The sequence below is a fragment of the Geodermatophilus aquaeductus genome, from assembly GCF_900182545.1.
Lineage (GTDB): Bacteria > Actinomycetota > Actinomycetes > Mycobacteriales > Geodermatophilaceae > Geodermatophilus > Geodermatophilus aquaeductus.
Window position 1 is genome coordinate 262,785 of record NZ_FXTJ01000004.1, and the last position, 16,674, is coordinate 279,458.

Sequence of the window (16,674 nt, forward strand, 5' to 3'; positions counted from 1 at the left end):
GAGGCTGCCAGCTCCCTGCCAGGTCGCGCTCAGGTCGCGCCGAGGCGGGGCGACGAGCGTGCCGCCATGGACGCCGATCCTGGCCCGTGGTTGTTCGACCCCTCCACCACCCGCGCCCTCGTGCTCGCGCAGCGCCCCCCCGGCGGCCGGCCGGTCGAGGACGTCGTCTCCGACGTCGTCTGGGGCGACGTGGTCCGGCTGCTGCGCTGGGCGGCCGCGGGTGCCTCCGGGCCGCCGGGCCTGCGCGCGGGCACCTGGTGGCGGCTCGCCGCCGGCTGCGCCGCCCTCCTGCGGCGGCTGCCGGCCCTCAGTGCCGAGATCGCCCAGCCCTGGTCGGTCCTGCCGCCGGAACCCGCGGCGGCCGACGTCCCTCCGGCGCAGCGGATCGACCGGGTCGCCGCCCGCCTCACCGTCCTGCTCCGCTCGGGGCGGCCGGTCGCGCTCCGCGTCCTGGCGCGGGAGGTGGACGCGCTCGGCGAGGCGGCGGTCCTGGCGATCGCCGCGTCCTCCCTCGACTCCTTGCGCTCCGACATGTAGCGACATATCGTTACTGTCATCCGATACGTCAGGAGGACGGTCATGGAGTTCTATCCACGCTCCGAGGGCTGGCGGCCCGGCCGCCGTCCCCACCACGGCCCCTGGGGCCAGCAGGGCGGGCACGGTCAGCACGGCGGGCACGGCCACGGCCGGCGTCCGCACGGCTTCGGCTTCGGCGGCCCCGGTGGGCCCGCCGAGGCCGGGGGTCCCGGGGGCTTCGGCTTCGGCGGCCCCGGCTTCGGTCCGGGCTTCGGGCCGGGGTTCGGCCCCGGGTTCGACCCCGCGGCGGGCTTCCGTCGCCGGGGCCGCGGGCGGGCGCCACGCGGTGACGTGCGCGCCGCGGTCCTGCTGCTGCTCGCCGAGCAGCCCATGCACGGCTACCAGCTCATGCAGGCGATCGCCGAGCGCAGCGGCGGTCGCTGGACGCCCAGCCCGGGGGCCATCTACCCGACGCTGAGCCAGCTCGAGGACGAGGGCCTGGTCACGGTCACCGCCGAGGCCGGCCGCAAGCTCGCCACGCTCACCGACACCGGCCGCAGCGCCGCCGACGGCCTGCGCGGCACCGGGAACGACCCGTTCGCTGGCGCCGCCGACGGCGCTCCCCCCGCCGACCTCCGCGGCCTGCTCGAGCAGCTGCACGGCGCGGTGCGCCAGGTGGCGCGCACCGGCACCGAGGCACAGTTCGCCGCCGCGGTCGGGGTCCTCGCCGAGGCCCGCCGCGCGCTGTACCTGCTCCTCGCCGACGGCCCCGAGGGCACCGCGGGCCCGGCCGGCCAGGATCCGCCGGAGGACCCGCAGGCCTGAGCCGACGACGACGCCCCCGCCGCATCCGACGCGGCGGGGGCGTTGTCGTCCCCGGCTCCCGGACCGGGCGACAGAGATGGCCATTTCTGCCGTTCAGCGGGCGGGTCGGCCGGCCAGGCTGGCGGTTAAGTTGGGGATAACGGTTCGAGGCGCGCCGTCGTTCGGGACGTCGCGGTGTGCACGCAGCGCGGTGGGGAGGCGCTCCCCGGCGCGCTGCGGGCACACCGCGCCCTCAGGATCGGGTGCGTCAGGCCCCGGCGGGCTCGTGTTCGACGGTGCAGGAGCCGGCCGGGAAGAAGACGCCGGTGTGCCCGTCGGCGTCCCAGCGGACGACGTAGGGCGGGCCGCCGGCCTCCCCCCGGACCTCCGTCACCCGCCCCGTGCGGTCCGGCTCCCCCTGGTGGGTCGAGCGGACGACGATCCTGTCCCCCACGCGTGCTTCCACGGCGACCTCCCGGCGTTGACGGCGCTGTCCTGCCGGGACCAGCCTCCCGCCGCGGCGCGCGGCCGGGCAAGGGCCTCAGGCCGTGCCGTCGAGGACCGAGCGCAGCCGGGCGGCGAAGGCCTCCGGCTCCCCCGCCTGGCCGAACTCGCCGCCCATGAACCCGCCGTGGTCACCGGGGAAGAGCACCGGCGTCGTTCCGAGCGCGGCGGCCACGCCCTCACCGCCGCGGCGGGCCAGCTGCCCCTCCGAGGCCTCCCCCACGGCGATGACGACCCGGGTGGGCGCCGCCCGCAGCGCCGCGACGTCGAACTCCGCGTGCGTGCTGGAGAGCATGTTCTGGGCGAGCAGCGCGTCGTCGCGCGCGCCGTCGTCCTCGGTGGGGAGGCCGAACACCGCCGGGTCGGGCGCCGGGCCGGCGAGCTCGGCGGTCACCGGGCCGCGGTGGCCGACCAGCCGGATGAAGGCGGCCATCCCGGGGCCCCGGCCGCCCTGCCGGTAGGCCTCGGCGACGGCGTGCGTGGCGGCCGAGGCCTCCTCGGCGTCGGGCAGGTACCGCAGCGACGGCGGCTCGTGCGCCACCAGCGTGCGCACCTGCCCGGGCCGGCGCACCACGAGCGTCAGGGCGTTGATGGCCCCGCCGCTGGTGGCGAACAGGTCCACCGGCCCGCCGCCGACCGCGTCGATGACGGCGGACAGGTCGCCGGCGTGCTCCTCGGGCGTGTTCGTGGGCGCGCCGTCGGTGCGGCGGCTGCGCCCGGCGCCGCGCACGTCGTAGGTGACCACCGTGCGGTCGGGGAAGTACCCGGCCAGCGTGCCGAAGCCCTCGGCGCCCATGGGCGAGCCGACCAGCAGCAGGACCGGCGCGCCGTCCGGGCCGGGGCGGACGTCGTAGGTGAGGACGGCGCCGGCCACCTCGAGGGTGCGGGTGTCGAGCTCGGTCGGCGTGCTGGTCATCGGGGCCTCCGGGGATGGGTGGTCTGCGGAGTAGACACCCGGGTGCCGACGGACTCATCGGTCCCCGCACCGCGCCGTTGCGTACGGACGTCCGCATCGTTGTGTACGGTCGTCCGCATGACCGCGCTGCCCGCCGCCGACGACGACCGGACCATGCGCGAGCGGATGCTCGCCGGTGACCCCTACATCGCCGACGACCCGGAGATCGGCGAGGCGAGCGCCGCGGCGCTCGACCTGGTGGCGGCCTACAACGCCACCTCGGTGCGCCAGCGCCCGCTGCGCCGGCACCTGCTCGAGCAGCTGCTGGGCGCCGTCGGCGAGGACACCGAGATCCGCCCGCCGCTGTACGTCGACTACGGCAGCAACCTGCGCATCGGCGCCCGCTCCTTCGCCAACTTCGGCCTGGTCGCCCTCGACGTCGCGGCCATCACCATCGGCGACGACGTCCAGATCGGGCCGAACGTTCAACTGCTGACCCCGACGCACCCGGTGGAGCCGGAGCCACGGCGGCAGAAGTGGGAGGCCGCCCAGCCGATCACCATCGGCGACAACGTGTGGCTCGGCGGCGGCGTGATCGTGCTGCCCGGCGTGACCATCGGCGCGGACACCGTCGTCGGCGCGGGGTCGGTGGTCACCCGGGACCTGCCGGCCGGCGTGGTCGCCGTCGGCAACCCGGCCCGGGTGGTCCGGACGCTGGAGCGGGGATGACCGCCGCACCGGCCCACAGGCGCCCGCGGCGGCACGACCCCGGACGGCGCGACCGGCTGGTGGTCACCGCGCTCGACGTCATCGCCGACGTCGGGGTCGGCGGCGCCACGCACCGGGCGATCGCCCGCGCCGCCGACGTCCCCCTGGGGTCGACGACGTACCACTTCGCCTCCCTCGACGAGCTGCACGCCGCGGCGTTCACCCTGCTGGTCGAGGACGTCGCCGGCCGCTTCGACGAGCGCATGCGCACCGCACCGGACCGCGCGTCGGCGTTGGCCGCCCTGGTCGAGCACCTCACCGGCGACCTGCTCGTCTCCGGCCGCGACCTGGTGCTCACCGTCGAGCTCTACGCGGCCGCCGCCCGCCGGCCGGCGCTGCGCGCGGTCACCCAGGACTGGATGCAGCGCAGCCGGCGCAGCCTGGAACGCCACCTCGACCCGGTCACCGCCGCCGAGCTCGACGCCCTGGTCACCGGCCTGGTGCTGCACAGCGCGCTGTCGACCGACCCGATGGACCCCGACCGGATCCGCACGGCCCTGCTCCGCCTCGCCGGCTGACCCGCCGGCCGACCCCCCGCACACCCCACACAGGACAGGACCTCCGTGTCGGACACCCTCCCGGCTGCCGCACCGCCCCGGCTGCGCGCCGCCCGCACCGCCGTCGCCGCGTGCTTCTTCATCAACGCCGTCCTCTACGCCGACCTGGTGCCGCGGCTGCCGGAGATCAAGGACCGCCTCGACCTCACCAACGCCTCCCTCGGCGCGGCGCTGGCCGCCCTGCCGCTCGGCGCGCTGGTCTCCGCGCTGGCCTCGGCCGCGCTCATGCGCCGGTTCGGCTCGGCGCGGGTGGCCTCCTTCGGCCTGGTGGCGCTCGCCGCGGCCGTCTGGGGCGCGGCGGTCGCGCCGTCGTGGTGGCTGCTGGCGGGGGCGCTGTTCGTGGCCGGGGCGCTCGACGCCGTCGTCGACGTCGCGCAGAACGCCCACGGCCTGCGCGTGCAGCGGGCCTACGACCGGTCGATCCTCAACGGCTTCCACGGCATCTGGAGCATCGGCGCGGTCACCGGCGGGCTGATCGGCTCCGCCGCGGCCGGGCTGGGCGTCCCGCTGGGCCTGCACCTCGGCGTGGTCGCGGGCGTGTTCGCCGTCCTCGCCCTGGTCACGTACCGCTCGATGCTGCCGGGGCCCGACCAGGACGAGCCCGCCGCCGACGCGGTGCCCCTCGGGGGCAGCGGCGCGCTGCGGGCCGTCCTCCCCGCGCTGGCCGCCCTCGGCGTGCTCGCCGTCTGCGGGGCGTTCGTCGAGGACGCCGGGTCCTCGTGGAGCGCGCTGTACCTGCGCGGCGAGATCGGCACCGGCGCCGCGACCGCCGGGCTGGGCTTCGTGGCGCTGTCGGTGGCCATGACCGTCGGGCGGCTGACCGGCGACCGCGTCGTCGACCGCTTCGGCCAGCGCCGGGTGGCCCGCGTGGGGGGTGCCGTCGTCGCCGCCGGCATGGGGCTGGCCCTCGCCGTCCCCTCGCTGCCGACGACGCTGGTCGGGTTCGGGCTCGCCGGGCTCGGCGTGGCCACCCTCGTCCCCGCCGTCTACGCCGCGGCCGACGACCTGCCCGGGCTGCGGCACGGCGTCGGGCTGACGCTGGTCAACTGGCTGCTGCGGATCGGCTTCCTCGCCTCCCCGCCGCTGGTCGGCGCGATCGCCGACGCCTCGAGCCTGCGGGTCGGCCTGCTCCTCGTCGTCGCCGCCGGGCTGGCCACCGTGGTGTTCGGGCGGGTGCTGCGGGCGACGGTGAGCCGGAACTGACCGGACCCGAGGCGCGGCACCCCGTCGTGCACGACCGGCCTCGGCGGAGCCGGGCCAGGGAGCGGGAGCTCGGAACCTGGCCCGGTGCGCCGGCGAGGAGTTCCCCCTCTACTCGCCGGAGCGGAGCACATCCCCAGGGTGCACGCCCGCGGCCCGGTCCGCATCCCGAGGACGTCGGTGGCCGAGGGGAGGATCGGCGCGTGGCTGCCTTCTTCCTCCCGCGCGCGAGCGACGACGACCAGGCCGAGCGGCTCTACGAGGCCCTCGCCGAGTTCGCCGGCTGCGAGCCCGCTCCCCCGGGCCGGCGGGTGCAGGCCATCGTCTTCCGCCAGGACGGCGCGGAGTGGGTGGCCGAGGTGGGCCGCGAGCTGCACGGGCAGCGGACGACGACCACGCTGCGCCGCGGCGAGCTGCTCGAGCACACCGAGGAGCTCACCTCGACCGCCCGGGTGCTCGCCGTCTACCCGGGCACGCCCTACCTCGTGGTCACCGACGCCCAGCCGATCACCGGCACGCCCTCGGAGTGGGCCAACCCGTTCACCGTGGCCGGGCCCGACCGGGTCACCCTCTTCGACGCGCCCTGACGTCGACGCGCGCTGACCCGGCCTCCGGTCAGGGCCGGAACGGGGCGCCGAAGTACAGCCGCACGGCCGTGCCCGCCGGGCCGCTGCGGACGGCGGCGTCGTCGGCCAGGCTCCACGCCAGCCACATCCCGCCGGACCCGCGCTCGGGGTCGGGCGGCACGTAGCCGAGCGTCTCGTCCGGCAGGCCGGGCCCGCCGTCGGACACCTCGACGACGAAGGTGTCCCCGTCCATCCAGGTCGCGAGCTCGGCGAAGGCCGCGACGCGCAGCGCGTTGGCCAGCAGCTCGTGCGTGGCCAGGACGACGTCGCCGAGCCGGGCCCGCCGGTCGGCGGGCACCGCGGCACTGATGGCGCGCCGTCCCTGCACCGGTGCGGTCACGGTGGCGACGCCGGCGTGCGCGGGACGCGCGGTCCAGGCCGGCTGCACCGAGCGCAGGAAGGCGGCCGGGTCCTCGTAGGCCGGGCCGGGCGCCGGCGCGGTGCCGCTCCAGGTGAGCGGGTGCGACCGGTCCACGGCCGCGAGGACGTCGGCCGGGAGCCGGCGGGCGTCGTGCAGGCACAGGCTGTAGTAGGGCATCGCGTCGTAGCAGCGGTTGGCGACCGCCTCGAACCGGCTCCACTCCCGGCCGTCCTCGCGCGCCAGCCAGGTCGGCTCGGCGGCCAGCCGCCAGCTGGGGGTGGTGGCCCGCAGGGCGCGCAGGTCGCGGTCGTAGGCCTGCAGGGTGCCGTGCCCACCGCGCCACCAGGTCTCCGCGGCGGCGAAGACGGTCAGCCGCCCGAGGTCGGTCCCCAGGTGCTCGGCCAGCAGCCACCGCACGCGCTCCCCGGCGACGACGAGCACCGGCTCGTCCCGGCGGAACCCCTCGAGCACGAAGGGCACCACCCGCTCGACGACCTGGGCGTCGGCGGAGAAGACGAAGCCCTCGTGCGCGAGGCGGGTGCCGTCCCAGTCGCCGGTCGGGCGCATCCGGGTCATGCCCGCTCCCCACCCGGGCCGGAGGGGTCGAGTCCGAAGAGGTCCAGGCACCGGCGCACGCCGTGGGACGCGCCCGTCAGCCGCAGGGACGTCCCCCGGCCGGCCAGCTCGCGTGCCGCACCGGCGAGGGCACGGGCGCCCGCGACGTCGAGGAAGGCGAGGTCGGACAGGTCGAGGACGACCTCGCCGGGCACCTCTCCGGCGACGTCGACGAGGGCGGTGGCCACGTACGCGGCCTCGGTGAGGTCCACCTCCCCGTGCAGCGACAGCACCGGTCCCCGCCCGGACAGGTGGGCCAGCGCCGGCCGGTCCCCGAGGGACTGCAGCGGGTGGAGGACGGCCACCGGCCCGAGGGCGTCCGGGCCCACCGAGGCGTCGTAGAGGCACAGCGCGGTCAGGGGGAGGGTTCCCATCAGCTCGTCGGCGAGCTGCTCGTAGGCGTGCAGCAGGCGGCGGCCGGATCGGCCGCCGCGGAGCAGCTCGGTGACGTCCGCGGCGACCCGCAGGCCGGTGCGGCCGCCGTCGAGCGCCGCCTGCGTGGCGCGGCGGTAGCGCTCCACCTGCTCGTGGGGGGCGAGCACGCCGCCGGCCGAGTAGCTGTCCCCGGTCACCTGCAGGTCCAGCCGGCCGTCGGCGAGCAGCTCGTCGCGGTGCGGCAGGGCCGCCAGGGCGGTGAGCAGGGCCGACCGCGCGGGCCCGACGAGCAGCAGCTGCTCGTCGCGGCGGCGCCCCTGGTCGAGGAAGGGCACGACCGCGGCGGCGAGGTCGGCGGCGCCGGTGAAGGACCGGCACGCGTGGTCGCCCGGCCCGAGCTGGTCGACCGCGTCCAGACCCTGCGGGACGGTCACACCCGCGAACCTACTCGCCCGGGACCCCGGCGTCAGGAGCCCGCCGGAGGCTCAGGCGACCTGCACGACCGCCTCGATCTCCACGGCGATGTCGAAGGGCAGCTCGGCCATGCCGACCGCAGAGCGGGCGGCGCGGCCGCGCTCGCCGAGGACCTCGACGAACAGGTCCGAGCACCCGTCGACGACGGCGGGGGTGCGGGTGAACCCGGGGGCGCAGTTGACCATCCCGAACAGCTTGACCACGGCGCGGACCCGGTCGAGGTCGCCGAGCTCCTGCCGCAGGGTCCCCAGCAGCTGCAGCCCGGTCAGCCGCGCCGCCTCCCGGGCGGTCCCGAGGTCCAGCCCGCCGTCCCCGACCTTGCCGGTGACCAGGCTCCCGTCGGGCCGGACCGGCCCCGCCCCGGAGAGGTACAGCACGTCCCCCGCCCGGCGGGCGGCCACGTAGTTCCCGGCGGGGCTCCTCGGCACCGGCAGCTCGATGCCCAGGTCGGTCAGTCGCGCGTCGAGGTCCATCCGCCGATGGTGGCCCTCCCCCGGCGGCCGCGGGAACCCCGCGCACGCCTGGCGGCGCGCCGCCGGCGGCACCACGATGACCCGGACCGCGGGCAGGGTGCCGCAGCGGAGTCGGGAGGACCAGACGTGCCGGTGCTGACCAGGCTGGGCGGGCTGCTCGCGGACGCGGCGCTGGGGCTGCCGCTGCGCGCGCGGCCCTACACCGTGGAGCGGGACGTCGCCGTCCCCATGCCCGACGGCGTCACACTGCTCGGCGACCACTACCGCCCGTCCGGCGCCGGCGGCCCGCAGCCGGTCGTGCTCATCCGCCTGCCCTACGGCCGGGCCGGGCTGTTCGCGCACGCCTTCGCCGCCCCCTATGCCCGCCGGGGCCTGCAGGTGTTCGTCCAGTCCACCCGCGGCACCTTCGGCTCCGGGGGGCACTTCCGGCCGTTCACCACCGAGCACGAGGACGGCCTGGCCACCCTCGCCTGGGTGCGGGCGCAGCCGTGGTGCGACGGCCGGGTGGCGATGACCGGCGGCAGCTACTTCGGGCACACCCAGTGGGCCGTCGCCCCCTACGCCGACCCGCCGCTGGTCGCCGTCTCGCCGCACATCACCGGCGCCCGGATCACCACCGCCTTCTACGACCACGGCACCCCGGGGCTGGAGAACGCGCTGCGCTGGTCGGTGGCCATCGGCCGCCAGGAGGCCGGCGGGCTGCCGGCACCCCTGTCGCCCCCGGGCCTGCGGGCGCGGGTCCACCGGGCGCTGCGGATGCTGCCGCTGCAGGCCGCCGACACCGCCGCCGTCGGCGCACCGGTGCCCTTCTGGCGCGACTTCACCGGCCACGCCGGGCCCGGCGACCCGTTCTGGAACGCCACCGACCACGACGACGCCGACCTGGCCCGCTTCCCGCCGGCCAGCATGGTCACCGGCTGGTGGGACCTGTTCGCCGCCGCCCAGCTCACCGACTACGCGCGCCTGCGCGCCGCCGGGGTCCCCGCCCGGATCACCGTCGGCCCGTGGCTGCACGGCGACCCCGGGGAGCTCCGGGAGATCGTCCGCAGCGACGTGCGCTGGCTGCGCCACCACCTGCAGGGCGGCCCAGCGCCCACCGGCGCGCCGGTGCGGCTGTACCTGCAGCAGGCCGGCACGTGGCTGGAGTCGCCGGCCTGGCCGCCGCCGGGCAGCTCCCCCGTCGCCCACCACCTGCGCGCCGACGGCACGCTCACCGAGCAGGCGGAGGACGGCGACGCCGCGCCCAGCCGGTTCACCTACGACCCCGCCGACCCCACGCCCACCGTCGGCGGCCCGCTGCTCGAGCGCCCCGGCAAGCAGGCCGACAACGCCGCGGTGGAGGCCCGCGACGACGTCCTCGTCTTCACCGGCCCGGCGCTCCCCCGCGACCTCGACGTCGTGGGGCACGTCCGCGCCCGCGTGCACGTGCGCACCGAGCGGGACCACGCCGACCTGTTCGTCCGGCTCTGCGACGTCGACGCCGCGGGGGTGTCGCGCAACGTCGTCGACGGCATCCGGCGGCTGGACCCGCGCACCGTGCCGGCCGACGACGTCACCGTGGGTCCCGACGGCGTCCTCGCCGTCGACGTCGAGCTGTTCCCCACCGCCTACCGCTTCCGAGCCGGGCACCGGCTGCGCGTGCAGGTGTCCGGCGGGGCCTTCCCGCGCTTCGCCCGCAACCTGGGCACCGGCGAGCCGTTCGCCTCGGCGGCCACCGGCCGGCCGTGCCGGTTCGAGGTCCACCACGACGCGGCGCACCCGTCCCGTCTGGAGCTGCCGGTCCTGCGCTGAGCACGCCACCGGCGCCCCCTCCCGCGGGAGAGGGCGCCGGTGATGGGTGCTGGTGTGCGCTACCCCGCGAGGTCGGCGGCCAGCTCGCCCTCGAAGGCCTCCTGGACGACCTCGGCACCGCCGGGCACGTCGGCCGGGCGGACGATGAAGCTCTGCGTGCTCGGCGACACGCCGGTCTCGAACGCGTCGATCGGCACGATCAGCCCGCCGGTGTCGACGTCGGTCAGCTCGTTGAACGCGGTGATGACGCCCTCACGGGTCAGGTCACCGCTCTCGCACGCCGCGTCGAGCACCTGGTTCATCACCTCACCCATCGCGTACCCGAAGATGCCGCCGGGGCTGGGCGTGGTGCCCGGGTAGGCCGCCTGGTACTGCTCGAGCAGCTCGGGCTGGGCGGCCCAGCTGCTGAACGGGGCGGCCACGTACAGGTGGTCCTTGAGCCACTGCGCCGAGGGGCCGTCGAGCAGGCCGGGCGCGAACACGGGGTTGCTGCCCAGGATCGGCACGTCCAGGCCGGCCGACTGCGCCACCGCGGCCACCGAGGCGGTCTGCCCCGGCGCGACGGTCAGCACGATCGCCTCCACGCCCTCCGCGGCGAACTGGGTGACCTGCGCGGACATGTCCTGGTCGGTGGACTTGATCTGCGCCTCGACGAGGTTCAGGCCCCGGGCCTCGGCGACGGCGCGGGAGCCGGCCAGGCCGTTCTCGCCGTACTCGCCCTCGAAGTAGATGTGCCCGACGGTCGCGCCGTCCTGCAGCAGGCCCTGGTCGAACAGGTACTGGTAGCCGTTGGCGATCTCGACGTCGTAGGTGGCGCCGAGGACGCCGGTGCCCGGGATCTCGGTGAGGGTCCGCGCCCAGGCCGACGGGAAGTTGACGATCGAGTCGCTCTCGTAGTCGCCGGCCAGGGCGGTGTTGATCGGCGAGCCGATCGTCTGCTGCATCGCCAGGACGTTGGGCTCCATCGCGCTGTAGAGCTGCACGCCCGTCTGCGGCACGTAGCCGGTGTCCTGGACCTCCAGCTCGACGTCGTAGGTGTCGCAGACCTGGTTGTCCTCCCAGTACAGCGTGTTGCCGTTGGTGATGTCGGTGCCCAGGGCGGCGAAGACGCCGGTGAAGTCGGTGAGCACGCCGAGCCGGATCGTGGTGCCCTCGACGCCGACGTCGGTGGTGACGTCGCCGCCCTCGCTCCCGCCGCCGCCACCGCCGCTGCTCTCCGGCGCCTTCGTGCTGCAGCCGCTCACCGCCACGACGGCGGCGGCGGCCAGGACGGTGGCCCCCCGTAGACGCGTTCCAGCTCTCATCTGCTGCTGCTCCCTCGTGACGGTGGATCGGATGGTGGATCGGACGGTGCACCGGGCGGTGCGGGGTCGGTGGTGCCGGACGCCGGGTCCGCGGGGGCGCCCGGGGCTCCACGGGCGGGACTGCGGGCGGACCTGCGGCCCCGATGGCGGAAGCGGTTGGCGATCCCGGCCAGGCCTCCGGGCTCGAAGAGGACGACGAGGATGATCGCCAGGCCGAACAGGTAGCGGGCGGCGATGCCGGCCGCGACGCCGCCCTCGCCGGGCGCGCTGACCAGCGGCAGCACGTCGGCGAACTGCTGGAACACCAGCGGCAGCGCGGTGACGAACGCCGCGCCCCACGCCGCGCCGGCCACCGACCCGAGGCCGCCCAGCACGATCATCGCCAGGAAGAGGATCGACACGGTCAGGCCGAAGGACTCCGGCGCGATGCTGCCGATCGACAGCGCGTACATCACCCCGGACAGCCCGGCGTACATCGAGCTGACCAGGAAGACCCGCGCCTTGTAGGCCTGCACGTTGACGCCCATGACCGAGGCGGCGACCTCGCTGTCGCGCAGCGTCTGCAGCGCCCGGCCGGGGCGGCTGCGCAGCAGGTTGCGGGCGAACAGGTAGGCGGCCAGCGCCAGGACGATGCCCAGGTACCAGAGCCGCTCGGCCTCCCGGAAGGGGACGCCGAGGACGAACAGCTGCGGGTCGTCGTTGCCGAAGGAGAACCCGAACAAGGAGAACTCCGGCACCGAGCGGCCGTTGAACCCGCCGGTCACCGGCGTCCAGGTGTTGAGCACGTGGACGCCGATGAACACTAGCCCGAGCGAGGCGACGCCGAGGTAGATCCCGCGCAGCCGGGCGGCGATCGGGCTGAAGACCAACCCGGCCAGGCCGGCGAGCAGGACGCCGACGACCAGACCCACGATCGGCGGGAGTTCCAGGCCGCGCAGCGCCGCCCGGGTGCCCAGGCCCCCGGACTCGCCGGAGACGAACGTGTAGCTGACCGCGCCGACCGCGAGGAAGAACGCGTGCGCCAGCGACAGCTGCCCGGTGGTGCCGACCAGCAGGTTCAGGCCGATGGCGCCCACGATCGCGCCGGCGACGGCGAAGCCCGTGCGCAGCCAGAACTCCTCCACGTACAGCGGGAGGACCAGCAGCACGACGAGCAGGGCGAGCAGCACCAGCGGCTTGAGGAAGCGGGCCGGGGACCGCCGGGCAGCCGTCCCGTTCGCCGCCGGGGTGCGGCGGGTGGCGCCGGCCGGCGCGGACAGGGTGTCAGACACGTGTCAGCTCCTTGGTCCCGAACAGGCCGGAGGGCCGGACCAGCAGCACGATGATCATCACGACGTAGGGCGCGACCTCGCCGAAGCCACGGCCCAGGAACGACAGCTGGTCCTGGTAGCCGGCGGCGAGCGCCTCGGTGATGCCGATGAGCAGCCCGCCGACCAGCGCGCCGCCGGTGGAGTCCAGCCCGCCGAGGATCGCCGCCGGGAACGCCCGCAGCGCGACGGTGTAGGCGGCCGCGCTGACCCCCGGCGTGGGGGCGCCGACGAGGAACAACGCCGCGACCGCGGCCAGCACGCCGGCGACGATCCAGGCCAGCGCCGACACCCGGCCCTGCCGGATGCCCATGAGCGCCGCGGCCTCGCCGTCCTCGGCCGAGGCGCGCATCGCCACGCCCCAGCTGGAGTACTTGAAGGCCGCGAAGAACGCGATGATCAGCACGCCGGCGACGCCCATGGCGATCAGCCGGTTCTCGCTGATGCCGACGCTGCCGATGCGGACGGAGTCGCCGCCCCACGGGTGCGGGACGTTGAGGATGTCCGGGCCGATCTGCCGGATCAGCTCGGTGAGGATGATGATGTCGACGCCGATCGTGACGATCGCCAGGCTGATCACCGGGGCCCCGCGCAGCTGGTTGATGATCAGCCGCTCGACGAGGAACGCCGCCAGGGCGGTGAACGCGAGGCCGATGAGCACCGCGGGCAGGAAGCCGAGCGGGTCCGACAGCCGGGCGACGGTGTAGGCGCCGAGCAGCAGCAGCGAGCCGTGGGTGAAGCTGACGACCTCGCTGGCCTTGAAGATGATCACGAAGCCCAGGGCGATGAGCGCGTAGATCGCGCCCAGCGAGATCCCGTTGAGCAGCAGGGACAGGAACTGGGTCACGACCGGCTCCCCGGGGTCTCGGTGTGGTGAGCGGCGGCGACGGCGTCGGCGGGGTTGTCCTCGGTGCCCGAGCCCAGGTAGGCGCGGATGACCTCGGGGTCGGACTGCACCTCGGCCGGGGTGCCGTCGGCGATCCGGCGGCCGAAGTCCAGGACGGTCACCCGGTCGGCCAGCGACATGACCATCCCCATGTCGTGCTCGACGAGGATCACGGTGATCCCCAGGGCCGAGCGGATCTCCCGGATGGCGTCGGCCATGCGGGCGGTCTCCTGGGCGTTCATGCCGGCCACCGGCTCGTCGAGCAGCAGCAGCCGCGGCTCGATGCACAGCGCCCGGGCCACCTCGACCCGCTTCTGGTCGCCGTAGGACAGCACGCCCACCGGGGTGTGCAGCTTGTCCCCGAGGTCGAGGAACTCGGCGATCTCCCGGATCCGCTCGCCGTGCCGCTTCCCCTCGCGGGTGGCCCGCGGCAGGCGCAGCCCGGAGGAGAGGAACCCGGCCTTCGTCAGGTGGTGGCGGCCGAGCATGAGGTTCTCGGCGACGGTCTGCGTGCCCGACAGCGCGATGTTCTGGAAGGCACGGGCCACGCCGACGCCGGCGATCTGGAACGGCCGCATGGCGCTGAGCACGGCGTCGCCGAAGCGGACCCGGCCCTCGGTGGCCTGGTAGACGCCGGAGAGGACGTTGAACAGCGTCGACTTGCCGGCGCCGTTGGGCCCGATGACGGCGTGGATCGAGCCCGGCGCGACGGTGAAGGAGACGTCGTTGAGCGCCTTGATCGCACCGAAGGCGACGCTCACAGACTCGACCTCGACCGGCGGGACGTCGTCGCGGATGGCCGCCGCGGCGGCCGGCGCGGCGCTCACGCCGTCCACCGCGACAGGGTGCGGCGGGGCGCGCGCTCGGTGCGCTGCTCCGGCGAGGCGCCGGTGTGGCCGAGGTAGAGCCGCTGCACCTCGTCGGACTGCGCCAGCTCGCGGGCGTCACCGGACAGGGACACCCGGCCGACGTCGAGGACGTAGGCGGCGCTGGCCACCCCCAGCGCCATGGTCGCGTTCTGCTCGACCAGCAGCACCGAGGTGCCCTGCCGGTTGATCTCGGCGATCACCTCGCCGATCTGGCCGATGACCCGCGGTGCCAGGCCCAGGGACGGCTCGTCGAGCAGCAGCAGCCTCGGGCTGGCCATGAGGGCGCGGCCGATGGCCAGCATCTGCTGCTCACCGCCCGACAGCAGGCCCGCCCGCTGGCCGCTGCGCTCCTGCAGCACGGGGAACAGGTCGTGCACCCGGGTGAGGGCGGTGGCCTTGGCGGCGCGGTCGCGGTTGCCCATGCCGCCGGCGCGCAGGTTCTCCTCCACGGTGAGCCGGCCGAAGATCCGCCGTCCCTCCGGCACCTGGACCACGCCGGCGCGGACGATCTGGCCGGGGTCGCGGCGGGTCAGGTCGAGGTCGCCGAAGCGGACCGTGCCGGCGTCGACCCGGCCGCGGTGCAGCCGCAGGGTGCCCGAGATGGTGCGCAGCAGCGTGCTCTTGCCCGCCCCGTTGCTGCCGAGGACCGCCACCACGGCGCCGTCGGGCACCTCCATCGAGACGCCGCGGACGGCCTCGACGGCGCCGCCGTAGGTCACCTGCAGCGAGTCGACGCTCAGCACGGCGCCGTCGCGGTCGGTGGTGATGTTGCCCACATGCGGCGGAACGATAGGGGCGCCGTCAAGGAAAGCCCTGCAGGCCGGGCAAGCCGTGACCTCGCGGTGATACGGCTCCGGCCGGTCTCGCCACAGGGTCGTCGGCGGGCTGTGGGATGCGCGCACCTGGCGCGCCACGGCGCTCTCTGCTAGGCCGCGCGCCGCTCCCCGGCCTCCCGGGCCGCCGCCACACCCCGCCGGCCTGCGGGGTGTGGCGGGGACCCGTGCCCGCCGGTCAGCCGCGCACGCGCAGGAGCACCTTGCCGGTGGCCCGGCGCTCGTCGAGCTCGGTCACCGCGGCGGCGGCGTCGGCCAGGTCGTGCACCGTGCCGAGCACCGGCTGCAGGCGGCCCTGCTCGAGCAGCGGCAGCAGGTCGGTCCACTGCTCCTGGACGAAGGTGGGCTCCCCCGACCAGAACGCGCCCCAGCCGACGCCGACCACCGAGACGTTGTTGAGCAGCAGCCGGTTGACCTTCACGGTCGGGATCTCGCCGCCGGTGAAGCCGAGGACGAGCAGCCGGCCCTCGCGGCCGAGGCTGCGCAGGGAGTCGGTGAAGCGGTCCCCGCCGACGGGGTCGGCGACGACGTCGACGCCGCGGCCGCCGGTGAGCTCCGTGACCCGCTCGCGGAACCCGTCGGCGAGGACGACCTCGTCGGCGCCGGCGGCGCGTGCCGCCTCGCCCTTGGCCTCGCTGGAGACGACGGCGAACACCCGCGCGCCGTAGGCCTTGGCCAGCTGCACGCCCGCCGTCCCGAGACCGCCGGCGGCGCCGTGCACGAGCACCGTCTCGCCCTCGCGCAGCTGCCCGCGCCGGCGCAGCGCGAAGTGCATCGTCAGGTAGTTCATGGGCAACGCGGCGCCCTGCTCGAAGGAGACGGAGTCGGGCAGCGGGAAGACGAAGCCCGGGTCGGCCACGGCGACCTCCGCGAACCCGCCGAAGCCGGGGAAGGCGGCCACCCGCTGGCCGGCGGTGAGGCCGCTGCGCTCGGGGGCGCTGCGGACCACGCCGGCCACCTCGCTGCCGGGCACGAACGGCGGCTGCGGCTTGAGCTGGTACTCGCCGCGGCTGAGCAGCACCTCGGGGAAGGTGACGCCGGCGACGTGCACGTCGACGACCACCTTGCCGGCGCCGTCGGGCTCGGGGACGTCGACGACGGAGATGGCCGAGGGGCCGTCGAGGCGGGTGATCTGGGCGGCGCGCACGGGTCCTCCTGGAAACGGGGAGACGACACTGGGAGACGGTGCGGCGAGTCTCGCAGGGCCGGCTCAGGCGCCCGGCGTCGCCTGCAGGTCCTGCCGCCGCCGCACCCGCACCGCCCGGAACGGCCGGCCGTGCTCCTGCGTCTCGGTCCACTCGACGGAGACCACCTGCCCGGCGCGCAGCGTGCCCTCGGCGGTGTCGACGGCGGTGGCGTCGGCCCAGACGTCGCCGGACAGGTCCGGCACCTCGATCACCGCGCCGTGCGCCTGCTCGTCCCAGCGCACGACCGTGCCCACCGACGTCCCGCTACGGCTCATGCGACCAGGCTGCGCGCCGCCGGGCCCGGGGGCAACGAGGGCGCGCACCGTGCG

At 75.9% G+C, this 16,674-nt stretch carries 19 protein-coding genes; 7 read left to right on the top strand and 12 right to left on the bottom strand.

Going from position 1 to position 16,674, the window contains the following annotated elements:
• Window positions 1–66: 66 nt before the first annotated feature.
• Window positions 67–537, top strand: coding sequence for a hypothetical protein (locus FN207_RS12555; RefSeq protein ID WP_142458837.1), 471 nt, complete (start codon window positions 67–69; stop codon window positions 535–537).
• A 42-nt stretch (window positions 538–579) separates the two neighbouring features.
• A complete protein-coding gene (locus FN207_RS12560) occupies window positions 580–1,341 on the top strand; it encodes a PadR family transcriptional regulator (protein WP_142458838.1) in 762 nt (253 codons plus the stop codon).
• Between the two features lie 247 nt (window positions 1,342–1,588).
• On the opposite strand, the gene FN207_RS12565 is transcribed toward FN207_RS12560, so the two are convergent.
• A complete protein-coding gene (locus FN207_RS12565) occupies window positions 1,589–1,786 on the bottom strand; it encodes a DUF1918 domain-containing protein (RefSeq protein WP_142458839.1) in 198 nt (65 codons plus the stop codon).
• Between the two features lie 75 nt (window positions 1,787–1,861).
• Window positions 1,862–2,740, bottom strand: coding sequence for an alpha/beta fold hydrolase (locus FN207_RS12570; protein WP_142458840.1), 879 nt, complete (start codon window positions 2,738–2,740; stop codon window positions 1,862–1,864).
• A gap of 117 nt (window positions 2,741–2,857) precedes the next feature.
• Here FN207_RS12570 and FN207_RS12575 point away from each other — a divergent pair, with 117 nt between their 5' ends.
• The 4 genes from FN207_RS12575 to FN207_RS12590 all read left to right on the top strand — a co-directional run bounded on the left by FN207_RS12575 (window position 2,858) and on the right by FN207_RS12590 (window position 5,831).
• On the top strand, window positions 2,858–3,448 hold the full coding sequence (locus tag FN207_RS12575) for a sugar O-acetyltransferase (protein ID WP_142458841.1): 591 nt from the start codon (window positions 2,858–2,860) through the stop codon (window positions 3,446–3,448).
• Window positions 3,445–4,005 (top strand): TetR/AcrR family transcriptional regulator, encoded by a 561-nt coding sequence (locus FN207_RS12580; protein ID WP_142458842.1) that lies wholly within the window; start codon window positions 3,445–3,447, stop codon window positions 4,003–4,005. The genes FN207_RS12575 and FN207_RS12580 overlap by 4 nt, the downstream gene beginning before the upstream one ends.
• Before the next feature lie 45 nt (window positions 4,006–4,050).
• Entirely contained in the window at window positions 4,051–5,247 is a 1,197-nt protein-coding gene (locus FN207_RS12585; RefSeq protein WP_142458843.1) for an MFS transporter, read from the top strand.
• Between the two features lie 200 nt (window positions 5,248–5,447).
• Window positions 5,448–5,831: a hypothetical protein gene (locus FN207_RS12590; protein ID WP_142458844.1), complete on the top strand. Its 384-nt coding sequence runs from the start codon at window positions 5,448–5,450 to the stop codon at window positions 5,829–5,831.
• A 28-nt stretch (window positions 5,832–5,859) separates the two neighbouring features.
• On the opposite strand, the gene FN207_RS12595 is transcribed toward FN207_RS12590, so the two are convergent.
• From FN207_RS12595 to FN207_RS12605, 3 genes are read right to left on the bottom strand one after another with little or no spacing between them, the layout of a single operon-like run.
• The gene (locus tag FN207_RS12595; protein ID WP_142458845.1) at window positions 5,860–6,807 is read right to left on the bottom strand and encodes an anti-sigma factor RsbA family regulatory protein; all 948 of its coding nucleotides are present in this window, start codon (window positions 6,805–6,807) and stop codon (window positions 5,860–5,862) included.
• Window positions 6,804–7,655 (bottom strand): MEDS domain-containing protein, encoded by an 852-nt coding sequence (locus FN207_RS12600; protein ID WP_142458846.1) that lies wholly within the window; start codon window positions 7,653–7,655, stop codon window positions 6,804–6,806. Before FN207_RS12600 ends, FN207_RS12595 begins: the two co-directional genes overlap by 4 nt.
• A 51-nt stretch (window positions 7,656–7,706) precedes the next feature.
• Complete coding sequence (locus FN207_RS12605; RefSeq protein ID WP_142458847.1) at window positions 7,707–8,168, bottom strand: RidA family protein; 462 nt, start codon at window positions 8,166–8,168, stop codon at window positions 7,707–7,709.
• A gap of 126 nt (window positions 8,169–8,294) precedes the next feature.
• On the opposite strand from FN207_RS12605, the gene FN207_RS12610 reads away from it, so the two are divergent.
• Window positions 8,295–9,959 (top strand): CocE/NonD family hydrolase, encoded by a 1,665-nt coding sequence (locus FN207_RS12610; RefSeq protein WP_221888166.1) that lies wholly within the window; start codon window positions 8,295–8,297, stop codon window positions 9,957–9,959.
• A gap of 59 nt (window positions 9,960–10,018) precedes the next feature.
• Here FN207_RS12610 and FN207_RS12615 read toward each other — a convergent pair whose 3' ends face one another.
• The 7 genes from FN207_RS12615 to FN207_RS12645 all read right to left on the bottom strand — a co-directional run bounded on the left by FN207_RS12615 (window position 10,019) and on the right by FN207_RS12645 (window position 16,620).
• Complete coding sequence (locus FN207_RS12615) at window positions 10,019–11,263, bottom strand: ABC transporter substrate-binding protein (protein WP_142458848.1); 1,245 nt, start codon at window positions 11,261–11,263, stop codon at window positions 10,019–10,021.
• Window positions 11,260–12,534: a branched-chain amino acid ABC transporter permease gene (locus tag FN207_RS12620; protein WP_142458849.1), complete on the bottom strand. Its 1,275-nt coding sequence runs from the start codon at window positions 12,532–12,534 to the stop codon at window positions 11,260–11,262. Before FN207_RS12620 ends, FN207_RS12615 begins: the two co-directional genes overlap by 4 nt.
• On the bottom strand, window positions 12,527–13,417 hold the full coding sequence (locus FN207_RS12625; protein WP_142458850.1) for a branched-chain amino acid ABC transporter permease: 891 nt from the start codon (window positions 13,415–13,417) through the stop codon (window positions 12,527–12,529). The genes FN207_RS12620 and FN207_RS12625 overlap by 8 nt, the downstream gene beginning before the upstream one ends.
• Complete coding sequence (locus FN207_RS12630) at window positions 13,414–14,292, bottom strand: ABC transporter ATP-binding protein (RefSeq protein ID WP_246066016.1); 879 nt, start codon at window positions 14,290–14,292, stop codon at window positions 13,414–13,416. The genes FN207_RS12625 and FN207_RS12630 overlap by 4 nt, the downstream gene beginning before the upstream one ends.
• The gene (locus FN207_RS12635; RefSeq protein ID WP_246066017.1) at window positions 14,280–15,101 is read right to left on the bottom strand and encodes an ABC transporter ATP-binding protein; all 822 of its coding nucleotides are present in this window, start codon (window positions 15,099–15,101) and stop codon (window positions 14,280–14,282) included. The genes FN207_RS12630 and FN207_RS12635 overlap by 13 nt, the downstream gene beginning before the upstream one ends.
• Window positions 15,102–15,336: 235 nt before the next feature.
• A complete protein-coding gene (locus FN207_RS12640; RefSeq protein WP_142458851.1) occupies window positions 15,337–16,305 on the bottom strand; it encodes an NADPH:quinone oxidoreductase family protein in 969 nt (322 codons plus the stop codon).
• A gap of 63 nt (window positions 16,306–16,368) precedes the next feature.
• Window positions 16,369–16,620, bottom strand: coding sequence for a hypothetical protein (locus FN207_RS12645; RefSeq protein WP_142458852.1), 252 nt, complete (start codon window positions 16,618–16,620; stop codon window positions 16,369–16,371).
• Between the last annotated feature and the right edge of the window lie 54 nt (window positions 16,621–16,674).